Source organism: Slackia faecicanis, assembly GCF_003725295.1.
Taxonomy (GTDB): Bacteria; Actinomycetota; Coriobacteriia; order Coriobacteriales; family Eggerthellaceae; genus Slackia; species Slackia faecicanis.
In genome coordinates, this window is record NZ_QICB01000005.1 from 43,649 (window position 1) to 61,382 (window position 17,734).

A 17,734-nucleotide genomic window follows, 5' to 3' on the forward strand; every position below is an offset into this window, starting at 1 on the left:
TGCCTATAATCCAGGGTACTCAACAAATGCGACGACAGGGCGAGTGAGGACGAATCCATCTCCAGCAAGCAGGCGGCCATGCGAGCCTGTGGTGGACGGGCCTCGAAACCCCCTCGAGCAGCGAAGCAGAACGCTCATCGCGCACGCGGGCGACCCCCGTCGGCGCGGTTCGCCGGGTACGTTTCGCCGGACGCCTTCCGTAACAGGGCATCGACGGGGAATCCTCGCTCGCATACCTTGAGTCGCAGCACCGACGAGGGAAAGCGAGACATGCGATGAACCACCGAAGCGATGCCATCAAGAAGGGCCTGGCACGTGCGCCGCACCGCAGCCTTCTGAAGGCAGACGGCCTGACCGACGAAGAACTCGACCGCCCGCTCGTCGCGGTCATTTCCGCCCAGAACGAAGTCATTCCCGGGCACGTGCATCTCCAGACCATCGCCGACGCCGTCAAGGCAGGCATCCGCATGGCCGGCGGCACCCCGATGCAGATGAACACCATCGGCGTGTGCGACGGCATCGCCATGAACCACGACGGCATGCACTACTCGCTCACCAGCCGCGAAGTGATCGCCGACAGCGTCGAGTGCGCCGTCCAGGGCCATCAGTTCGACGCCGTTGTGCTGATCCCCGCCTGCGACAAGATCGTCCCCGGCATGCTGATCGCGGCCTGCCGCCTCGACCTTCCCACCATGCTGGTCTCGGGCGGCCCCATGCTGGCCGGCCGCGACAAAAACGGCAACCAGACCGACCTCAACACGCTCTTCGACGCCGTGGGCCAGGTGACCGCCGGCACCATGACGCAGGAAGAATGCGACTGGCTCGAGAACACCGCCTGCCCCACCTGCGGCAGCTGCTCGGGCATGTTCACCGCCAACTCCATCTGCTGCCTGTCCGAGGCGCTCGGCATCGCGCTGCCCGGCAACGGCACCGTTCCCGCCGTGTACTCCGAGCGCATCCGCCTGGCCAAGCGCACGGGCATGAAGGTCATGGAGCTGCTCGAATCGGGAACCACGGCTCTCGACATCATCAACGAGCATTCCATCCGTAACGGCATGGCGCTCGACATGGCCTTCGGCGGCTCCACCAACACCATGCTGCACCTGACGGCCATCGCCCAGGCGGCGGGCTGCCCCGTGAGCATGGACGACTGGGACGACGTCTCCGCGAAAACCCCCAACCTCACCCGCATCGCCCCCGCGGGCCCGCTGCACATCGAAGACCTCGACGCCGCGGGCGGCATTCCCGCGATCCTCGGCGAGCTGGGCCGCGCAGGCCTGCTCGACACGCAGGCCCTCACCTGCCACGGCACCATGGCCGAATGGCTCGAGGAATGCCCCGCCGTCGACGGCACGGTCGTGCGCCGCGTCGAAGACGCCTACAGCGCCACGGGCGGCCTGAAGGTGCTGCGCGGCAACCTGGCGCCCGATTGCGGCGTCGTGAAGAAGAGCGCCGTCGATCCGGACATGTACCGCCATGTCGGCCCCGCCCGCGTCTTCGAAAGCGAGGAAGAGGCCTGCGAGGCCATCTTCGGCGGAGAAATCAAGCCAGGCGACGTGGTGGTCATCCGCTACGAAGGCCCCGCAGGCGGCCCGGGCATGCGCGAAATGCTCACACCCACCAGCGCCATCTGCGGCATGGGCCTGGCGAAGTCGGTGGCGCTGATCACCGACGGCCGCTTCAGCGGCGCCACGAAGGGCCCCGCCATCGGGCACGTCAGCCCCGAGGCGGCCGCGGGCGGACCGATCGCCCTCGTGCAGGAAGGCGACGTCATCGCTATCGACATCGAGGCAGGAACCCTCGATCTGAAGGTAGAAGAAGAGGAACTCGCACGCCGTCGCGCGGCTTGGCAGCCGCCGGCGCCGAAGTACACGACCGGCGTGCTTTCCCGCTATGCAAAACTCGTGACGAGCGCAGACAAGGGGGCGTATCTGGCATGATCGACAACCGCGAAACGCAGCTTGCCCGCAAAGAGCGCGCCGTAGAGGGGCAACCCTTCGGCCCGGGCAGCGCCACGGAAAAACAAGGCAAGACCATGACGGGCGCGCAGGCGATCATCGCATCGCTTGAGGCCGAAGGCGTCGACACCATCTTCGGCTACCCGGGCGGGCAGGCCATCAAAATCTACGACGCGCTTTACGATTCCAAGAAGATCCGCCACGTGCTGGCGCGCCACGAACAGGGCGCCACGCATATGGCCGACGGCTACGCGCGCGCCACGGGCAAAGTGGGCGTCGTGCTGGTGACCAGCGGTCCCGGCGCCACGAACACGGTCACGGGCATCGCCACCGCCTGCATGGACAGCGTGCCCATGGTGATCATCACGGGCCAGGTGACCCGCGGCGTGATCGGCACCGACGCGTTCCAGGAATCCGACATCGTGGGCATCACCATGCCCGTGGTCAAGCACAGCTTCCTGCTGCAGTCCACCGACGACCTCACCCGCACCTTCCGCGAGGCCTTCTATATCGCGTCCACCGGACGCCCGGGCCCGGTGCTCATCGACATTCCGAGCGACCTGGCCAGCACCGAAATGGTGTTCGAATACCCCGACAGCGTGAACCTGCCCAGCTACCGCCCCACCTACCGCGGCAACGTCAAGCAGGTCAAGCAGGCCGTTTCGCTGATCGAGCAGTCGAAGCGCCCGCTGCTCTACGTGGGCGGCGGCGTGGTGGCCTCGCACGCCTGCGCCGAGCTGGCAGAGCTGGCGCACTCCATGAAGATCCCCGTGGTCACCACGCTCATGGCGAAGGGCGCCTTCCCCGCCGCCGACGAGCTGAACCTGGGCCCCGTGGGCATGCACGGCTCCAAATACGCCAACATGGCCATGACCGAATGCGACCTGCTCATCTGCGTGGGCGCGCGCTTCTCCGACCGCGTGACCGGCAAGCTCTCCGAGTTCGCCCCGCACGCCACCGTGGTCCATATCGACATCGACCCGGCCGAAATCGGCAAGATCCGCGACCCGAAGGTGCCGATCGTCGGCGATGCCCAGGGCATCCTGGCAGGCATGAACGCGCTGATCGAGAAGATGCAGCTGGCCCCCGTGGGCGAGGAATGGTTCGCCCGCTGCGACGAATGGCGCCGCCGCTGGCCGTTCTACCACGACGACTTCGAAGACTTCCCGGGCCAGATCATCCCCGAAGTCGTGCTCGACACGCTTTCGGCGAAGCTCGACCCCGACAACTCGATCGTCACCACCGAGGTCGGCCAGCACCAGATGTGGGCGCACCAGCACATCAAGCGCAACCATCCGCGCACGTTCCTTTCGAGCGGCGGCCTGGGCACGATGGGCTTCGGCTTCCCCGCCGCGGTGGGCGCGCAGATCGCCTACCCCGACGCGCAGGTCGTCTGCGTCGCGGGCGACGGCAGCTTCCAGATGAACAGCCAGGAAATGGCCACGGCCGCCATCAACGGCGCGCCCGTGAAGGTGCTCATCCTGGACAACCGCGCGCTGGGCATGGTGCACCAGTGGCAGAAGCTGTTCTACCACGAGCGCTACTCGTCCACGCTGCTCGACGCGAACCCCGATTTCGTGAAGCTGGCCGACGCCTACGGCTGGCAGGGCGAACGCGTGGAAGACCCCGCCGAAGTGGGCGCCGCGATCGACCGCATGCTCGCAAGCGACGGACCCTACCTGCTCGACGTGGCCATCTCGCCCGAGCAGAACGTCTATCCCATGGTGGCCCCGGGCGCCGCGCTCGACGACATCATCGGCGCGATCGACCTGACCGTCGGCGGCGTGCGCGTCACCCAGAAGGGCGCAGACGCCCAGACCGCCGAACCCGACGCCGAAGGAGGCGAAGAGTAATGAAGCACATCCTCTCCGTCTTGGTGGAAAACAAGCCGGGCGTGCTCTCGCGCGTCACCGGACTCATCTCGCGACGCGGATTCAACATCGAGTCGCTCACCGTGGCGCCGACCGAAGACGTCACCATGTCGCGCATGACCGTCATCGTCAACGCCGACGAAACGGGTTTCGAGCAGATCACCAAGCAGCTGCACAAGCTGGTGAGCGTCTACAAGATCAGCGACCTCACCGACGAAGACGCGATCGAGCGCGAGCTCGTGCTGTTCAAGGTGTGCGCCCCCGCCGAGAAGCGCCACGAGGTGATCGAGGTCGCGAACCTGTTCCGCGCCAAGATCGTCGACGTGGGCAGAGCCACGCTCACGATCGAAGCAACCGGCGACGAAAACAAGCTGGGCGCGCTGGAAGACCTGTTCCGCGCCTACGGCATCAAGCAGCTCACGCGCACCGGCAAGATCGCCATGTCGCGCGGAGCGTAAAGCCGCCGTTCGCGAATCGGGCGGCGCGCCAGGCAAGAAGCAGGCGCGCCGCCCGCAACGACGCCCGACCTGCGAACCCGCCCCACGGCGAAACGCGCGCCGGGCAGCGCTGCGCCCGACCCTTCGGCCGCAGCGTGCAACAAGGATTTTTCGGGGCTTGACCAGGCGCCGAAGATATAAGAGAAGGAGATTTCACAATGGCCGTCACTATCTATTACGAGCAGGATTGCGATTCCTCGATCATCCAGAACGCCAAGGTCGCCGTCATCGGCTACGGCTCCCAGGGCCATGCGCATGCGCTGAACCTCATGGACTCCGGCGTCGACGTGCGCGTCGGCCTGCGCGAAGGTTCGTCTTCGTGGGCCAAAGCCGAAGAGGCGGGCCTCAAGGTGACCACGATGGATGAGGCCGCCGAAGAGGCCGACCTCATCATGATGCTCGTTCCCGACGAGCTGCAGCCCAAGATCTACAAGGCGCATATCGAGGCCCACCTGAAGCCGGGCAACACGCTCGCATTCGCGCACGGCTTCAACATCCATTACGGCTACATCGTCGCCCCCGAAGGCGTGAACGTGATCATGTGCGCGCCGAAGGGCCCCGGCCACATCGTGCGTCGCCAGTACACCGAAGGCTCCGGCGTTCCCTGCCTGGCCTGCGTCGCCCAGGATGCCACCGGCACCGCTTGGGATCTGGCCCTGTCCTACGCCTGGGGCGTGGGCGGAGCCCGCTCCGGCATCATCAAGGCCACCTTCAAGGAAGAGACCGAAGAAGACCTCTTCGGCGAGCAGGCCGTACTCTGCGGCGGTTTGGTCGAGCTGGTGAAGGCCGGCTTCGAGACCCTGACCGAGGCGGGCTATCCGCCGGAGCTGGCCTACTTCGAGTGCTATCACGAGATGAAGATGATCGTCGACCTCATGTACGAGAGCGGCATCCACTTCATGAACTACTCCATCTCCAACACCGCCGAGTACGGCGAGTACTACGCGGGCCCCAAAGTCATCAACGAGCAGAGCCGCGAGGCCATGAAACTCATCCTTGAGCGCATCCAGAACGGCGAGTTCGCCCGCGAGTTCGTGGCCGACTGCGAGAACGGCCACAAGTGGCTGCTCGAGCAGCGCGAGGCCATCAACGGCCACGAGATCGAGCAGACCGGCGAGAAGATCCGCTCCATGTTCAGCTGGATCAAGAAAGACTAGCGCCGCGACACCCCACGCATAGCGAACGAACGGAAAGGACGCCGAGGCGTCCTTTCCGCGTTTCAGCGGCGCGCCCGGCCGCGGCGGCCTGCGCCTCGCACGGAGCCACGGCCGGGCGCCCGACACCGGACCCGAAGCCCCTTGCCCGCCCGGCCGCTTCGGTCAGACAAGGCCCGGTCAGCGATTCCGTGTCATGAAAAACGGAAGCCGCCGCAAGGCCCGAAAGAACGACGCAGGCCATCGGGAAAACCGCCCGGCCCGAAAAGCCTCGCGCTTGTCGGCGCGCACCCGACGCAATCGCGGGCATCGCAGCTCAGAACAGACTCATTTGACCGTCGACCACGGCGCGAGAGCGGCGGGCGGGTTGCTGTTCGAGGCGCGAGTCCAGAACGACGGCGCCCCGATCGGCCAGCGATGCGAATCCGTCGCCGAGCCACCGCCATGCCTCATACCACGAAAGCACGAGCGGCATGCGGTCGTGAACAGGTGCGACGCTTGCATTGGGCTGCGTGGTGACCACCGAGAAGCACCCATCCTGGCGCATGCCCGCCAACAGCACCGGATCGCCGTCGGGCATGCCGAACGAATACAGGCTGCGACGGCGCCCCTTCGCAGCGCCGTCCGAAACACCCGCGACGTCGGGCCGGTTCTGCGCTTCGAAAAAACGCACGGCCGGCACGATGCAGCGCCCCTGCGCCAGAGCGCGGCCCCACATGCCGCTTTCGGGCGACAACGCCGTTTCGATCCGCGCGTTGAACACGGGGCGCTTCGCCCAAGGCGCCGCGAATCCCCAGGTCGCTTCGACCGTCTCGACGCCGCCCGAAGCATTCGGCACGATGATGCCGACACGCGAGCCGGGAAACGCATCGACGCGGGGCGCCGATGCCGGCCAATCGGGCTTCCAGGCGGGATGCGTGCCGCAGGAAAGCGCCCGAACCACGTCCTGCGTTTCTTCATACGTCAGCATGGTGAACCGATGGCACACAGCCCCTCCTTCACACGGCCCCGAAGGCGCCCGCACCCCTCGTTTTCTTCATATATGCGCTTATTTGCAAATATGAACGAAAGTATCCAACAATTATGCACTCGTAAAAGCATCCTTGTATTTTAGGGCCTTGGCGTGCCGATTTTTTGCCGGTTTGGCACGGCTCACGTGGCCAAAGGGCAAGACGAGCGGCGCCCACCTGGGAAAACGCAAGGACATGCGCCCACGACCCAAGCATTCAGCCGTGCATAACGCCGAATTCGTGCCAAACCGCGCAAAAATGGCCTCGACCGCCCCGGAAAAACGAAAAAGGCCGCCGCCCGAAGGCGACGACCTGATATTTCGTGGAGCCGATGAGCGGACTCGAACCGCTGACCTACGCATTACGAGTGCGTTGCTCTACCAACTGAGCCACATCGGCACACTGCATTTTGTAAATGCGAGTGAGAATTATAGCGGGTTGTTGCCGTTTCGTCCAGCACATCTCGAATTTTCGGAGAAATCGATGTTCGTGCTCCGACAAAACAAGCCGCATGACGGGACTGGCTGGGCCACCAGGACTCGAACCTAGACTAAAGGCACCAAAAACCCTTGTGCTGCCATTACACCATGGCCCAATGCGCCGCTACAAAAAAGGCGGGCAGTGCCCGGCCTTCCGAAAATCATGCATGGTGGGCCGTGAGGGAGTCGAACCCGCGGCCTTGGGATTAAAAGTCCCCTGCTCTACCAGCTGAGCTAACGGCCCACTTCATGATATGCGCGATTGCGCAGGTAAGTATTCTACCTGCGAAGGGCATCGCGGTCAATGAGATTCTAAAAAAGTATTCGCATATAAAGAAAGGCGCTTGCGCGCCTTGATGAATCGGATGGTGCCCGAGGCGAGATTCGAACTCGCACGTCTTTCAACAACGGTTTTTGAGACCGCCACGTCTGCCATTCCGTCACTCGGGCGCAGAGGTGCATTATAAACGAACGAAGCCGTCCTGCCAAGAATGCGTTCTCGGCGTTTTCGCCGCCGCAAGCGGACGAAACGCAAGGCGCGCGCACCGCCGCCGACCAAGCGCGCAACGAACGGACAACGGGCCCTTTCCTGCGGAAACGCTGTAGTAGAATAGGCCCGTACCATCCCCGATGCAAGAGAGAGGATAGGGGATCGCATGTCTAACACCGAATTCCTGAAAGAGGTCGACGAGTTCATCGACGAGAACTGGGAGGAAATCGTCGACGAGATCGGCAAACTCATCGCCATTCCCAGCGTGGTCGACTTCGACCGCGCCACGCCCGAAGACCCCAGCGGCCCTGAGGCTCACGACGGCCTGCGCGCCGCCGTCGACCTGGCCGACCGCCTGGGCTTCGACGCCTTCGACGACAAGGGCGAAATCGGCATCGCCGACCTGAAGGGCGAAACCGATACCCTGCTCGCCATGATCTGCCACTCCGACGTGGTTTCGCCGGGCGTCGGCTGGACGCTCGATCCGTGGACGCTTCTGCGCAAAGACGGCTTCCTGCTCGGCCGCGGCACCCTGGACGACAAGGGCCCGCTCGTCGTTTCGCTGTACTGCATGAAGTTCTTCAAGGAGAAGAACTGGAAGCTCCCCTACACGCTGCGCATGCTCATCGGCACCAACGAGGAAACCGGCACCATGCGCGACGTGGCCTACTACCTCGAGAACTATCCCGCGCCCGCATTCCTGTTCACGCCCGACGACATGTTCCCCGTCTGCTACGGCGAAAAGGGCGGCTTCGACGGCCTGATCACCTCGAAGCAGTTCGTCGGCGGCAACATCATCGACTTCACCACCGGCGACGCCTCCACCAACGCCGTGCCCAGCCAGGCCACGCTCGTCGTGCGCGCCGACGCCGCCGAGCTGCCCGCAGCCCCCGGCATCGACATCTCCGCCGAAGGCGACTACGCGCGCCTGGTCTCCACCGGCCGCGGCGGCCACGCCTCCATGCCCGAGGGCACCGTGAACGCCATCGACATGCTGGTGAAATACGCCCTGGCCAACGACCTGTGCACTGAGGACGAGAACGTCTTCCTGCGCATGATCGGCCGCATCATGGACTCCACCGACGGCAGCTCCGTCGGCATCGACACCTGCGACGGCTTCTTCGACCCGCTGACCTGCATCGCAGGCACCATCCACTTCGAGGAAGGCCGCCTGAAGCTGACGATCGACATCCGCTTCCCCACCTCCACGAGCCGCGACGACCTGATGGCCAAGCTTACGCCCGTCGCCGAGGAAGGCGAGGCCACGATCGAGAACACGCTGCTCATGGAGCCGTTCCTGATGAAGCCCGACAGCCCCGCCATCCAGGTGCTCGCCGAATCCTATCGCGAAGCCACCGGCCTCGACGGCGAGCCCTTCACCATCGGCGGCGGCACCTACGCCCGCGAGTTCCCGTGCGCGGCGAGCTTCGGCCCCGAAGACCCGCACGACGACTACCCCGCGTGGGTCGGCCCGATGCACGGCGCCGACGAGGGAATTTCCGAGGAAACCCTCAAGCGCGCCATGCGCACCTACATTCTGACGCTCAAGCGCCTGATGGAAATCGACCTCACCACGCTGAGCGAATAGCGCGAAGGCGCGCGACGCGCATACGCCCGAACGAACGAAAGCCCGCCGGAACCCCCGGCGGGCTTTTTCTATGCGCGAAGCTCCGGACGGCCGGGGCTTCGCCTCCGTCTCAGCGTCCCGCGCGGTTCGTCGCGTCGAAATGCCGATGGACAACGGCTGGGAAAAAGCAAACAGCCCGACGAAACCGCAGGCGCGCCCGGATCGCAACCCCCGCGGCCTCCGTGCGTTCGAACGAAGGCCGCGGGGGCCGAAGCCTACAGGCCTGCGGCGACGGCCTGCACGATGTTGCGACGCGAAAGCGAGCCGACCAGCACGCCGTTCTCCACGACGGGCATCTTCTTGATGCGCTTGGCCGCCAGCATATGGCACGCCTCGTCAAGCGAATCGCCCGGCTCCACGGCCACGACGTGGCGCGCGGCCATATCCATAACGTTCAGGTCGAGCATGCGCGCAAGACGCAGCTGCGGCTCGTCGTCGTCGGCGAAGCGGTACAGATTGAGCGCCGCGTCGAACAGCGAGGATTCATTGCGGCCCAGATACGACGCCACGTCGCCGTCGGACACGAAGCCGACCACGCGATGCGATTCGTCCACCACGGGCACGCCGCTCGTCTCGGTAGCGGCCAGCAGACGCACCACGTCGCGCATCGAGGCCTCGACCGTCACATACGCCGGATCGGTGGTCATGGCGTGACGGACCTCCAGGTCTTTGTAATCGACCTGTGCCGCGGCATCGCGCCAGGCGGCGGTTGACTTCACATGGCCCACATGGGCGGTTTCCCACGTGGGTTCGGAAACAGCGGCCTGGTCGGCGGCCGGCGCGGCGGCGCGCTTCTTGTCGCCGCGCACGAAGAAAATCACCACAACGAACGCCACCGCGAGCAACGACGCCGTGGTGCAAAACGCCAGATGGTATCCGGCGAACGCCTGAGCCTGCGGCTCTGCCGCGGGAGCGACGGCCGGGCCGAACGCGGAAACAGACACGAGCAACGCCGTGCCGAACGAAGCCGCCACCTGGTTGAGCGTGTTCGACAGGCCCTGCGCATGCTGCAGCACGCCGTTATCGAGCGAATTGAGGCCCCAGGTGTTGATCGGCGTCATGGCGAACTGGAGGCCGGCGGTCAGCACCGTATACACCACGGTGATGACGACGATATCGCTATCCATTCCCAACAGCACCAGGCCGGCCGCGCCGAGCATCGTGACGACGAATCCGGGAATGGCCACGCGGCGCACGCCGCAGCGATCGAACAGGCGACCTGCGACCAAGCCGAGCGCCGCGCCGATCAAGGCGCCGGGCAGCATGGCGACGCCCGATGCGGTGGCCGAATATCCGCAGACGCCCTGGATATACAGCGGCGTGATCACGCCGACGCCGACAAGCGAAACCTGGATGAGCACCACAATGGAAACGGTGATCGCGTACTTGCGGGTTTTCAGGATATCGATCTTGAGCATGGGCTCGGGCAGCGTGAACTGACGGCGGACGTACAGGCCCGTGACCACGAGACCCACAGCCACCAGCAAGCCCGTGACCAGCAGGTTGTCGCTCGAAGAGAACGTGGAGAGACCGTAGAGCAGACACACCAGGCCCACCGAGGAAAGCAGCACCGACACGACGTCGAACTTCGAACGCTCGAAGCTGCCATAGTTGCGCAGCACCCTGATCGCAAGCAGCAACACGAACACCGAAAGCACGGTGACGATCACGAACAGGGCGCGCCAGCCCACCGAATCGACCAGCATGCCCGCGACGGACGGGCCGACGGCGGGCGCGAAGCCGATGATCAGGCCGATGACGCCCATGGCCTGGCCGCGCTTCTCGCGCGGGATGACCAGCAGGATGACGGTCATGACCATAGGCATGACCATACCCGTGCACGCCGCCTGCAGCACGCGGCCGAGCAGCAGCACGCTGAAATGCGGCGCGATGGCCGCGAGGAAGCTTCCCGCCGTGAACAGGCTCAAGCCCGTGATGAACAGCTGCCTGGTGGTGAAACGGCCGATAAGGAACGCCGCAAGCGGAATGACCACGGCCTCGACCAGCGAATAGCCCGATGTGAGCCACTGCACGGTGGTCGCATCGACCTGCAGGCCGCTCATGATGGCGGGCAAGGCCGGCGAAAGAAGCGTCTGGTTCAAAACCGCGAGCAGCGTGCCGGCAAGAAGCACCGATACGATGACCAGGTCGTTGCGGGCAAGGCCCATGAAACTCATACGTTACCCCCTGTTGAAAAGCGTTTTTCCTATCAAGACGTAACGCCTTATTCTACAGACGGGTATCCGATCGTCCCGAATTTTCCACCGTTTGATTGCCGGCACGTAACCGTTTGCACACAAAAATCCAGAGACGGCCTCGGTTCGAAGAATCGGACTGCACGTCCCCGACACGCATACGTTCAAACGAACGAAAGCCCGCCAGAAACCCCGGCGGGCTTTTTCCATGCGCGAAGCTCCAGACGGCCGAAGGCCTCGCCTCCGCCTCGGCACCCCCGAACGTTTCGGCGCGCCGAAACGCCGACGGCCGGCGACAAGGAAAGAGCGAACCGCCCGACACGTTGCCGGCGGACGTGCATAGCGCGCGAAACGGCTAGACCGACGAGCCGCGATCCTTGCCGGCGGGCGCAGCGCATACGGCATCGGGCACGCTTTCGGCAGCAGGCGAATGCCCGCCGGCGGCTTCGGCCGACTCGTCCGCCTGCTGCTGCGCGGCTTCGCCTGCAAGCTCGGCGCCGTCGATCGAGATGGTTTTCGGAAGCGCGAGGTTGGCCACGACAGCCACCAGGAACACCACGGCCACGCAGTTGTCCGCGAAAACGTTGCGCAGCATTTCGGGCAGCAGGACGAAGATGTCGGATACCTGGGTGAAGCCGATGCCGATCGACAGCGAAAGCGCCGCGATCAGAATGTTGCGCTGCGTGAACCCTGCGCGGGCGATCATCTGGAAGCCGCTCACGATGATGTTGCCGAACATCATGATGGTGCAGCCGCCCAGCACAGCCTCGGGCAGCGACGAGAACGCCACGCCGATGATCGGCAGAAAGCCCGCCGCGATCATGATGACGGCGCCTGTGGCGATGGCTTTGCGATTGACCACCTTCGTCATGGCCACCAGGCCGACGTTCTGGCTGAACGACGTGATCGGCAGGCAGCCGAAGCACGCCGAAAGCGAACTGACGAAGCCGTCGCAGGCGATCGAGCCGGAAAGCTCTTTCTCGCGCACTTCGCGGCGCAGGCCCACCATCGAGATCGCCGACGTGTCGCCGATCGTCTCGGTGGCAGACACCAGGAAGATCAGCGTGACCGCGATGATGGCCGAGGGCTCGAACTCGGGCGTGAACGGCATGAACTGCGGCAGCGCCAAGGGCTTGGCCTGCGCGAACCCGCTCAAGTCGACCGCGCCCATGAGCAGCGCGGCGATATAGCCGACCACCAGGCCGAACAGCACCGAAAGCTGTTTGGTCTTACCCTTCGCCGCAACCTGGAACACCAGACACGACACCAGCGCGATGCTGCCCAGGGCGATATTCTGCGGCGAGCCGAAATCGGGCGCGCCGTTGCCGCCGCCGAACGATGCGGCACCCACGTTGAGCAGCGAGAATCCGATGGCGGTCACCACCACGGCAGCCACGATCGGCGAGATGATGCGCCGCCAATACTTGGCGAACAGGCCCAGCACGCCTTCGACGATGCCGCCCGCCATGATGGCGCCGATGGCGGCGTTGTAGCCGTACGTGGCCGCGATGCCGCACAGCACCGTAACGAACGTGAAGCTGATGCCCATGACGATCGGCAGGCCGCTACCCAGCCTCCACAGAGGGAACAGCTGGATCAGCGTGCCGACGCCGGCGATCAGCATGGCGCTTTGGACGAGCGAACCCGTCATGCCGCCGTCGAGGCCCGCGACGCCCGCCACGATGAAAATCGGAGCGAGGTTGGCCACGAACATCGCCAGGATATGCTGGACGCCGTAGGGAACGGAACGAAGCAGGGGTACGTCGCCGTCGAGCTTATAGAGCTCCGCGTGATCGAATTGCTTCATGGGCTGCTATGCCTCGATGGTCTCGACCACGCCGAAGACCTGCGCGTCGCCTTCGCTCGGCCACTGGTCGCGAAACGTCAGCGTTCCCGTGCCGGGATCCATCGACTCCACGATGGCCAGCGATTCCAGACGGTAGCCGCGCTCGCGCAGGTTCTTGCCGCCAGGCTGGAAGCCCTTCTCGATCGCGATGCCGATGCCTTCCACCGCGGCGCCCGCCGATTCGACGATTTCGATCAGGCCGTCCAGCGCACAGCCGTTGGCCAAAAAATCGTCGATGATCAGCACGCGGTCGTCCGGCCCGATGAACTTCTTCGACACGATCACGTTGAACACCTTGCCGTGCGTGAAGCTCTGGATGCGCGTGGAATACATATCGCCGTCCAGGTTGATGCTCTGCGATTTCTTGGCGAACACCACGGGCACGCCGAAATGCTGCGCCGCGATGGCGGCGATGCCGATGCCCGATGCCTCGATGGTCAAGATCTTGTTGATGGGAGCGTCGGCGAACAGCCTCTTGAACTCGGCGCCCATCTCGTTGAACAGATCGATATCCATCTGATGGTTCAAAAAGCTATCGACCTTCAAAACGCCTTCGGCCTTGACCACGCCGTCGCGCGCGATGCGTTCCTCTAAAAGCTTCACCCTGCCCCGCCTTTCCTCGAACTGTCTTTCGCCCCATGCCGCCGCCAAGCTCCGCGCCCCGCGAAACACCCCTGCGGATGGAACTTAGGCGCAAGTGTATATCACAACCGAAAGCAACGCGTCGGCAGGCATCGGCCATTTCGTAAAGATCGACGGTTCGAGACGCGATGTGGCACGCCGAACATGAAAAAGGCCGGCATGAAACCGGCCCTGAAAAGCTTATGCAAGCGGAAACGTCACTTCGAAAACGCTGCCGCGCGGGTCGTTGCCGTAGACGCGCACCGTCGCGCCGTGCAGCTGGGCCGCATGCTTGACGATAGCAAGGCCCAGGCCCGTGCCTCCCGTTTCCTTCGAACGGCTCTCGTCCACGCAGAAGAAGCGCTCGAACACCTTCTCGCGCAGATTGGGCGGAATGCCCACGCCCGTATCCGCCACTCGCATCATCGGCGCGCCGCGACGGTCGCGCGACACCGACACCGTGACGCTGCCGCCTTCGACGTTATACCTGATGGCATTTTCCACCAGATTGCGCATCATCTCCTCGAGCATGCGCGCATTGCCCTTCACGAGGATGTCGGACACCTCGTCGTCGGGCGCGTTCACATGAAGCGTTACGCAGCGGCGGGCAGCCGAAGGCTCGAGGCGCCCCGCCACCGAACGGGCCGCCTTGAACAGCGACACGTCCTGGCACATATCGAGCGCCATGCTTTCGGCGGGGTCTTGCGCATCGTCGAGGCGCGAGAGCGTGAGCAGCTCATCGACCAGCGTTTTCATGCGCTGGGCCTCGTCGTGGATCAATCCCACGAATCGCTGCACGTCTTCGGGACGCGCGATGCCGCGGTCGATGATCTCGGCGTAGCCGGAGATGACCGTGAGCGGCGTTTTCAGCTCGTGCGACACGTTCGCTGTGAACCTGCGACGCTCGGCGGCCTGGGCGTCGATGCTCTTCTTCTGCGCCTCGAGGCGGTCGAGCAGCGGCACCAGCTCCTGCGGCGCCTCGTTTTCCAAAGGGCGGTCAAGGTCGACCGCAGAGAACTCCGATGCGATCTTGCGCGAGATGGCCCACGCCGCCGCAAGCGCAGCCAACACCGCAGCAAGCAGCACGAACACATAGGGCACGATCAGCGACTGCAGCACGCCCCAGACGCTTGCCTGGGTGACGGCCAAACGCAGAATCGAGCCTTCCTGCAGGCGGATGCAGTGATAAAGCGTTTCCTTCTGCAGCGTTTCGGAATACCGGCCCGACCGGCCTTCGCCTGTCTCCATGGCCTGGATGACCTCGGGGCGCATGGCGTGATTGTCCAGCACGGCGGCATCGGCCCGGTTGTCGAACAACACCGCGCCGTCTTCGCCGATCAGCGTGACCCTGGTGTCGGCGGGAACGACCGCCGCATCGTGGCGCAAAAGCGCCAGCGTGGTCTGCCGATCGCCGCCCTTTCCATCGAGAACCGAGGCGAATGCCTCGCATTCGGACTCCAGGTCGCCGGCGGCGCGGGCGTCCACCGCGTAATAGAAGGCCACCGCGAACAGAACGACGCAGGCGATGGCCACGCCCGCGGTGGCGAGCATGACCGTGCGCGCAATCGTGCGCGACAACGAACGGCGCGGCCCCTTTTGGGAGCCGCGCCCGTCCTCCGCGCCCGTGCGCGGAGGGATTTCTTCGGAATGCAGCGCCATGACTACCCCTTCATGCGGTAGCCCACGCCGCGCACCGTTTCGATGAGCGACGCCGCCTGGGAATCGGCCTCGCCGAGCTTCTTGCGAAGCGTCTGAATATGGGCATCCACCGTGCGGGTCTCGCCCGCCACTTCATAGCCCCACACCTGGTCGAGCAGCTGGCCGCGCGACACCACGATGCCGCGGTTATGCATGAGAAAGCGCAGCGTCTCGAACTCCTTGTGCGTCAGGCGCACCTCGGCGCCGGACACCTCCACCACGTAGCGGGCCGCGTCCAAATGAATCGGGCCCGCGTCCATGATGTCGGCCTTTTCGGCGGCGTCGGAGCGCTCGGAAGCCGCATCGGAAGCCTGGCGGGCCAGTTCCGCGTCGCGGCGCACGCGGCGCAGAAGCGCATTCACGCGGGAAAGCAGCTCCATCATGCCGAACGGCTTCGCCAGATAATCGTCGGCGCCCGAATCGAGGCCGAGCACCGTGTCGAACTCGGTGGATTTCGCCGTGAGCATCATCACGGGAATGTTTTCGGTATCGGGACGGCCTCGCAGCTTCTTGAGCACCGAGATGCCGTCTTCGCCCGGAAGCATCACATCGAGGATGAACAGGTCGGGCACGGCCTGCTCGAGCGCCTCGTACAGCTCGCTCGCGCAGGCGAATCCGCGCGTCTCATGCCCTGTCTGCGCCAACGTGTACAGCGTCAGATTGCGAATCTGTTCGTCGTCCTCGAGGTAGTAGATCATCCGATCAAATCTCCTTTGTGCATGCCCGTCAGGCCGTATTCGACCCATTCCGCGACGTTTTCGGCATGGTCGGCGATGCGTTCGAGATACTTCGCCGCCATCAGCGCCTCGACCAGACTGTTCGCGGGCTCGGAATCTTCCTTGATGGCCGCGATCACGTCGTTCTTCACCTTGCAGAACAGCTCGTCGACCTGCTCGTCGGACCCTATGACCGCGCGGGCCTTCTCCACGTCGCTTTCGACGAAGGCCTCCACCGCGTCGTGCACCATGTCGCACGCCTGCTCGGCCATGCCGCGCAGGTGCTTGGAAAGTCGGGCGTCGATCGGACCGTCGATGGCGAGCATGGTGTCGCAGATGTCTGCGGCCTGGTCGCCGATGCGCTCCATGTCGCCGACCATCTTAAGGGCGGACGACACGTGGCGCAAGTCGCTCGCGACGGGCTGCTGGGTGAGCAGCAGCTTCAGGCACAGGCTCTCGACGTCGCGCTCCTGGCGGTCGATGTCGTCGTCGCCTTCGATCACGCGGGCGGCAAGCTCCGCGTCGCGCTCTTCCATCACCTTGACCGCGGAAACCACGGCCTCTTCCATCGACGACGCCATGACGAGCATCTGGGCGTCGAGAAGCGAGAGTTCATGCTGGAAAACAGTCCTCATCATTGGCTTAGCCGAACCTTCCTGTGATGTAGTCTTCGGTACGCTTGTCGACCGGATGGCTGAACAGCATCTGCGTGTCGCCGTATTCCACCAAATCGCCCAGCAGGAAGAACGCGCACTTGTCGGAAATGCGCGCCGCCTGCTGCATGTTGTGGGTGACCATGACCACGGTGTAGTCCTTCTTCAGCTCGACGGCCAGGTCCTCGATGCGGCCCGTGGAAAGCGGGTCGAGGGCGCTGGTGGCCTCGTCCATCAGAAGCACCTCGGGCTCGACGGCCAAAGCGCGGGCGATGCACAGACGCTGCTGCTGGCCGCCAGACAGGCCCAGGGCGCTCTTCTTCAAGCGGTCCTTGAGCTCATCCCAGATGGCGGCCTTGCGCAGGGCGTTTTCGACGATGCCGTCGAGCTCTTCTTTACCCTTGATGCCATGCGTGCGCGGTCCGAAGGCCACGTTGTCATAGACGCTCATGGGGAAAGGATTGGGTTTCTGGAACACCATGCCCACGCGACGGCGCAGGTGGTTGACGTCGGTTCCCTTGGCGTAGATGTTCTCGCCGTCGAGGGCCACGACGCCCTCGATGCGGCAGCCTTCGACCAGGTCGTTCATGCGGTTGAGCGTGCGCAGCAGGGTCGATTTGCCGCAGCCCGAGGGACCGATGAATGCCGTGATCTGATTGGCGGGAATGTCCATGTTCACGCCGTGCAGCGCATGGAAGTCGCCGTAGAACAGGTCGAGGTTTTGAACCGCGATCTTGGTCTCTTCCTCCGACTCCCCAGAAGAAGGCGTCGGGACGCAGGCTGCAGACGCCTGTTTGATTTCGCTCACGCGTTCGTTCCTTTCTTGAAAGGCGCCCAAGCGGCGCCCGGTCTTTACCGCGACGGCGTCACGCCGGCATCGGACGGCGGGCACGGACGGGCCCGAAGGCATGCCCGCGCG

13 protein-coding genes and 4 tRNA genes are annotated in these 17,734 nt (G+C 64.5%); 5 read left to right on the forward strand and 12 right to left on the reverse strand.

From position 1 onward, the window contains the following. Positions 1-275: 275 nt before the first annotated feature. From ilvD to ilvC, 4 genes are all read left to right on the forward strand, one after another. Positions 276-1,940: a dihydroxy-acid dehydratase gene (gene ilvD / locus DMP07_RS06880; protein WP_123198415.1), complete on the forward strand. Its 1,665-nt coding sequence runs from the start codon at positions 276-278 to the stop codon at positions 1,938-1,940. Next, positions 1,937-3,811 carry a biosynthetic-type acetolactate synthase large subunit gene (gene ilvB / locus DMP07_RS06885; RefSeq protein WP_123198416.1) on the forward strand — a complete coding sequence of 625 codons (1,875 nt, stop codon included), beginning with the start codon at positions 1,937-1,939 and terminating at the stop codon, positions 3,809-3,811. The genes ilvD and ilvB overlap by 4 nt, the downstream gene beginning before the upstream one ends. Then, positions 3,811-4,287, forward strand: a complete 477-nt coding sequence (gene ilvN / locus DMP07_RS06890; protein ID WP_123198417.1) for an acetolactate synthase small subunit — start codon at positions 3,811-3,813, stop codon at positions 4,285-4,287. Before ilvB ends, ilvN begins: the two co-directional genes overlap by 1 nt. Positions 4,288-4,484: 197 nt before the next feature. Continuing rightward, complete coding sequence (gene ilvC, locus DMP07_RS06895) at positions 4,485-5,483, forward strand: ketol-acid reductoisomerase (RefSeq protein ID WP_123198418.1); 999 nt, start codon at positions 4,485-4,487, stop codon at positions 5,481-5,483. Between the two features lie 313 nt (positions 5,484-5,796). On the opposite strand, the gene DMP07_RS06900 is transcribed toward ilvC, so the two are convergent. The 5 genes from DMP07_RS06900 to DMP07_RS06920 all read right to left on the reverse strand — a co-directional run bounded on the left by DMP07_RS06900 (position 5,797) and on the right by DMP07_RS06920 (position 7,419). Further along, positions 5,797-6,468: an SOS response-associated peptidase gene (locus DMP07_RS06900; RefSeq protein ID WP_123198419.1), complete on the reverse strand. Its 672-nt coding sequence runs from the start codon at positions 6,466-6,468 to the stop codon at positions 5,797-5,799. 345 nt (positions 6,469-6,813) lie between these two features. After that, positions 6,814-6,889 (reverse strand) — tRNA-Thr (locus tag DMP07_RS06905). A 122-nt stretch (positions 6,890-7,011) separates the two neighbouring features. Further along, positions 7,012-7,085, reverse strand: a tRNA-Gln gene (locus DMP07_RS06910). A 52-nt stretch (positions 7,086-7,137) separates the two neighbouring features. Then, positions 7,138-7,213: transfer RNA gene (locus DMP07_RS06915), tRNA-Lys, on the reverse strand. Between the two features lie 122 nt (positions 7,214-7,335). Further along, positions 7,336-7,419, reverse strand: a tRNA-Leu gene (locus DMP07_RS06920). Positions 7,420-7,625: 206 nt separating this feature from the next. Here DMP07_RS06920 and DMP07_RS06925 point away from each other — a divergent pair. Then, positions 7,626-9,047 carry a Sapep family Mn(2+)-dependent dipeptidase gene (locus DMP07_RS06925; RefSeq protein WP_123198420.1) on the forward strand — a complete coding sequence of 474 codons (1,422 nt, stop codon included), beginning with the start codon at positions 7,626-7,628 and terminating at the stop codon, positions 9,045-9,047. Between the two features lie 254 nt (positions 9,048-9,301). Here DMP07_RS06925 and DMP07_RS06930 read toward each other — a convergent pair whose 3' ends face one another. The 7 genes from DMP07_RS06930 to pstB form a co-directional block, all read right to left on the reverse strand. Beyond that, positions 9,302-11,263, reverse strand: coding sequence for an MDR family MFS transporter (locus tag DMP07_RS06930; RefSeq protein WP_244594911.1), 1,962 nt, complete (start codon positions 11,261-11,263; stop codon positions 9,302-9,304). A gap of 373 nt (positions 11,264-11,636) precedes the next feature. Continuing rightward, positions 11,637-13,088 carry a uracil-xanthine permease family protein gene (locus DMP07_RS06935; protein ID WP_123198421.1) on the reverse strand — a complete coding sequence of 484 codons (1,452 nt, stop codon included), beginning with the start codon at positions 13,086-13,088 and terminating at the stop codon, positions 11,637-11,639. A gap of 6 nt (positions 13,089-13,094) precedes the next feature. Next, on the reverse strand, positions 13,095-13,730 hold the full coding sequence (locus DMP07_RS06940; RefSeq protein WP_123198422.1) for a xanthine phosphoribosyltransferase: 636 nt from the start codon (positions 13,728-13,730) through the stop codon (positions 13,095-13,097). 219 nt (positions 13,731-13,949) lie between these two features. Next, positions 13,950-15,407, reverse strand: a complete 1,458-nt coding sequence (locus DMP07_RS06945) for a sensor histidine kinase (protein ID WP_123198423.1) — start codon at positions 15,405-15,407, stop codon at positions 13,950-13,952. 2 nt (positions 15,408-15,409) lie between these two features. Then, positions 15,410-16,144 (reverse strand): response regulator transcription factor, encoded by a 735-nt coding sequence (locus tag DMP07_RS06950; protein ID WP_123198424.1) that lies wholly within the window; start codon positions 16,142-16,144, stop codon positions 15,410-15,412. Then, a complete protein-coding gene (gene phoU, locus DMP07_RS06955) occupies positions 16,141-16,800 on the reverse strand; it encodes a phosphate signaling complex protein PhoU (RefSeq protein ID WP_123198425.1) in 660 nt (219 codons plus the stop codon). Before phoU ends, DMP07_RS06950 begins: the two co-directional genes overlap by 4 nt. 4 nt (positions 16,801-16,804) lie before the next feature. Then, on the reverse strand, positions 16,805-17,623 hold the full coding sequence (pstB, locus tag DMP07_RS06960) for a phosphate ABC transporter ATP-binding protein PstB (RefSeq protein WP_211324536.1): 819 nt from the start codon (positions 17,621-17,623) through the stop codon (positions 16,805-16,807). Between the last annotated feature and the right edge of the window lie 111 nt (positions 17,624-17,734).

Excerpts from the sequence above, each read along its gene's own strand:
- ilvD (WP_123198415.1), top strand. The coding sequence starts at position 276 with ATGAACCACCGAAGCGATGCCATCAAGAAGGGCCTGGCACGTGCGCCG.
- ilvB (WP_123198416.1), top strand. The coding sequence starts at position 1,937 with ATGATCGACAACCGCGAAACGCAGCTTGCCCGCAAAGAGCGCGCCGTA.
- ilvN (WP_123198417.1), top strand. The coding sequence starts at position 3,811 with ATGAAGCACATCCTCTCCGTCTTGGTGGAAAACAAGCCGGGCGTGCTC.
- ilvC (WP_123198418.1), top strand. The coding sequence starts at position 4,485 with ATGGCCGTCACTATCTATTACGAGCAGGATTGCGATTCCTCGATCATC.
- DMP07_RS06925 (WP_123198420.1), top strand. The coding sequence starts at position 7,626 with ATGTCTAACACCGAATTCCTGAAAGAGGTCGACGAGTTCATCGACGAG.
- DMP07_RS06930 (WP_244594911.1), bottom strand. The coding sequence starts at position 11,263 with ATGAGTTTCATGGGCCTTGCCCGCAACGACCTGGTCATCGTATCGGTG.
- DMP07_RS06935 (WP_123198421.1), bottom strand. The coding sequence starts at position 13,088 with ATGAAGCAATTCGATCACGCGGAGCTCTATAAGCTCGACGGCGACGTA.
- DMP07_RS06945 (WP_123198423.1), bottom strand. The coding sequence starts at position 15,407 with ATGGCGCTGCATTCCGAAGAAATCCCTCCGCGCACGGGCGCGGAGGAC.
- DMP07_RS06950 (WP_123198424.1), bottom strand. The coding sequence starts at position 16,144 with ATGATCTACTACCTCGAGGACGACGAACAGATTCGCAATCTGACGCTG.
- phoU (WP_123198425.1), bottom strand. The coding sequence starts at position 16,800 with ATGATGAGGACTGTTTTCCAGCATGAACTCTCGCTTCTCGACGCCCAG.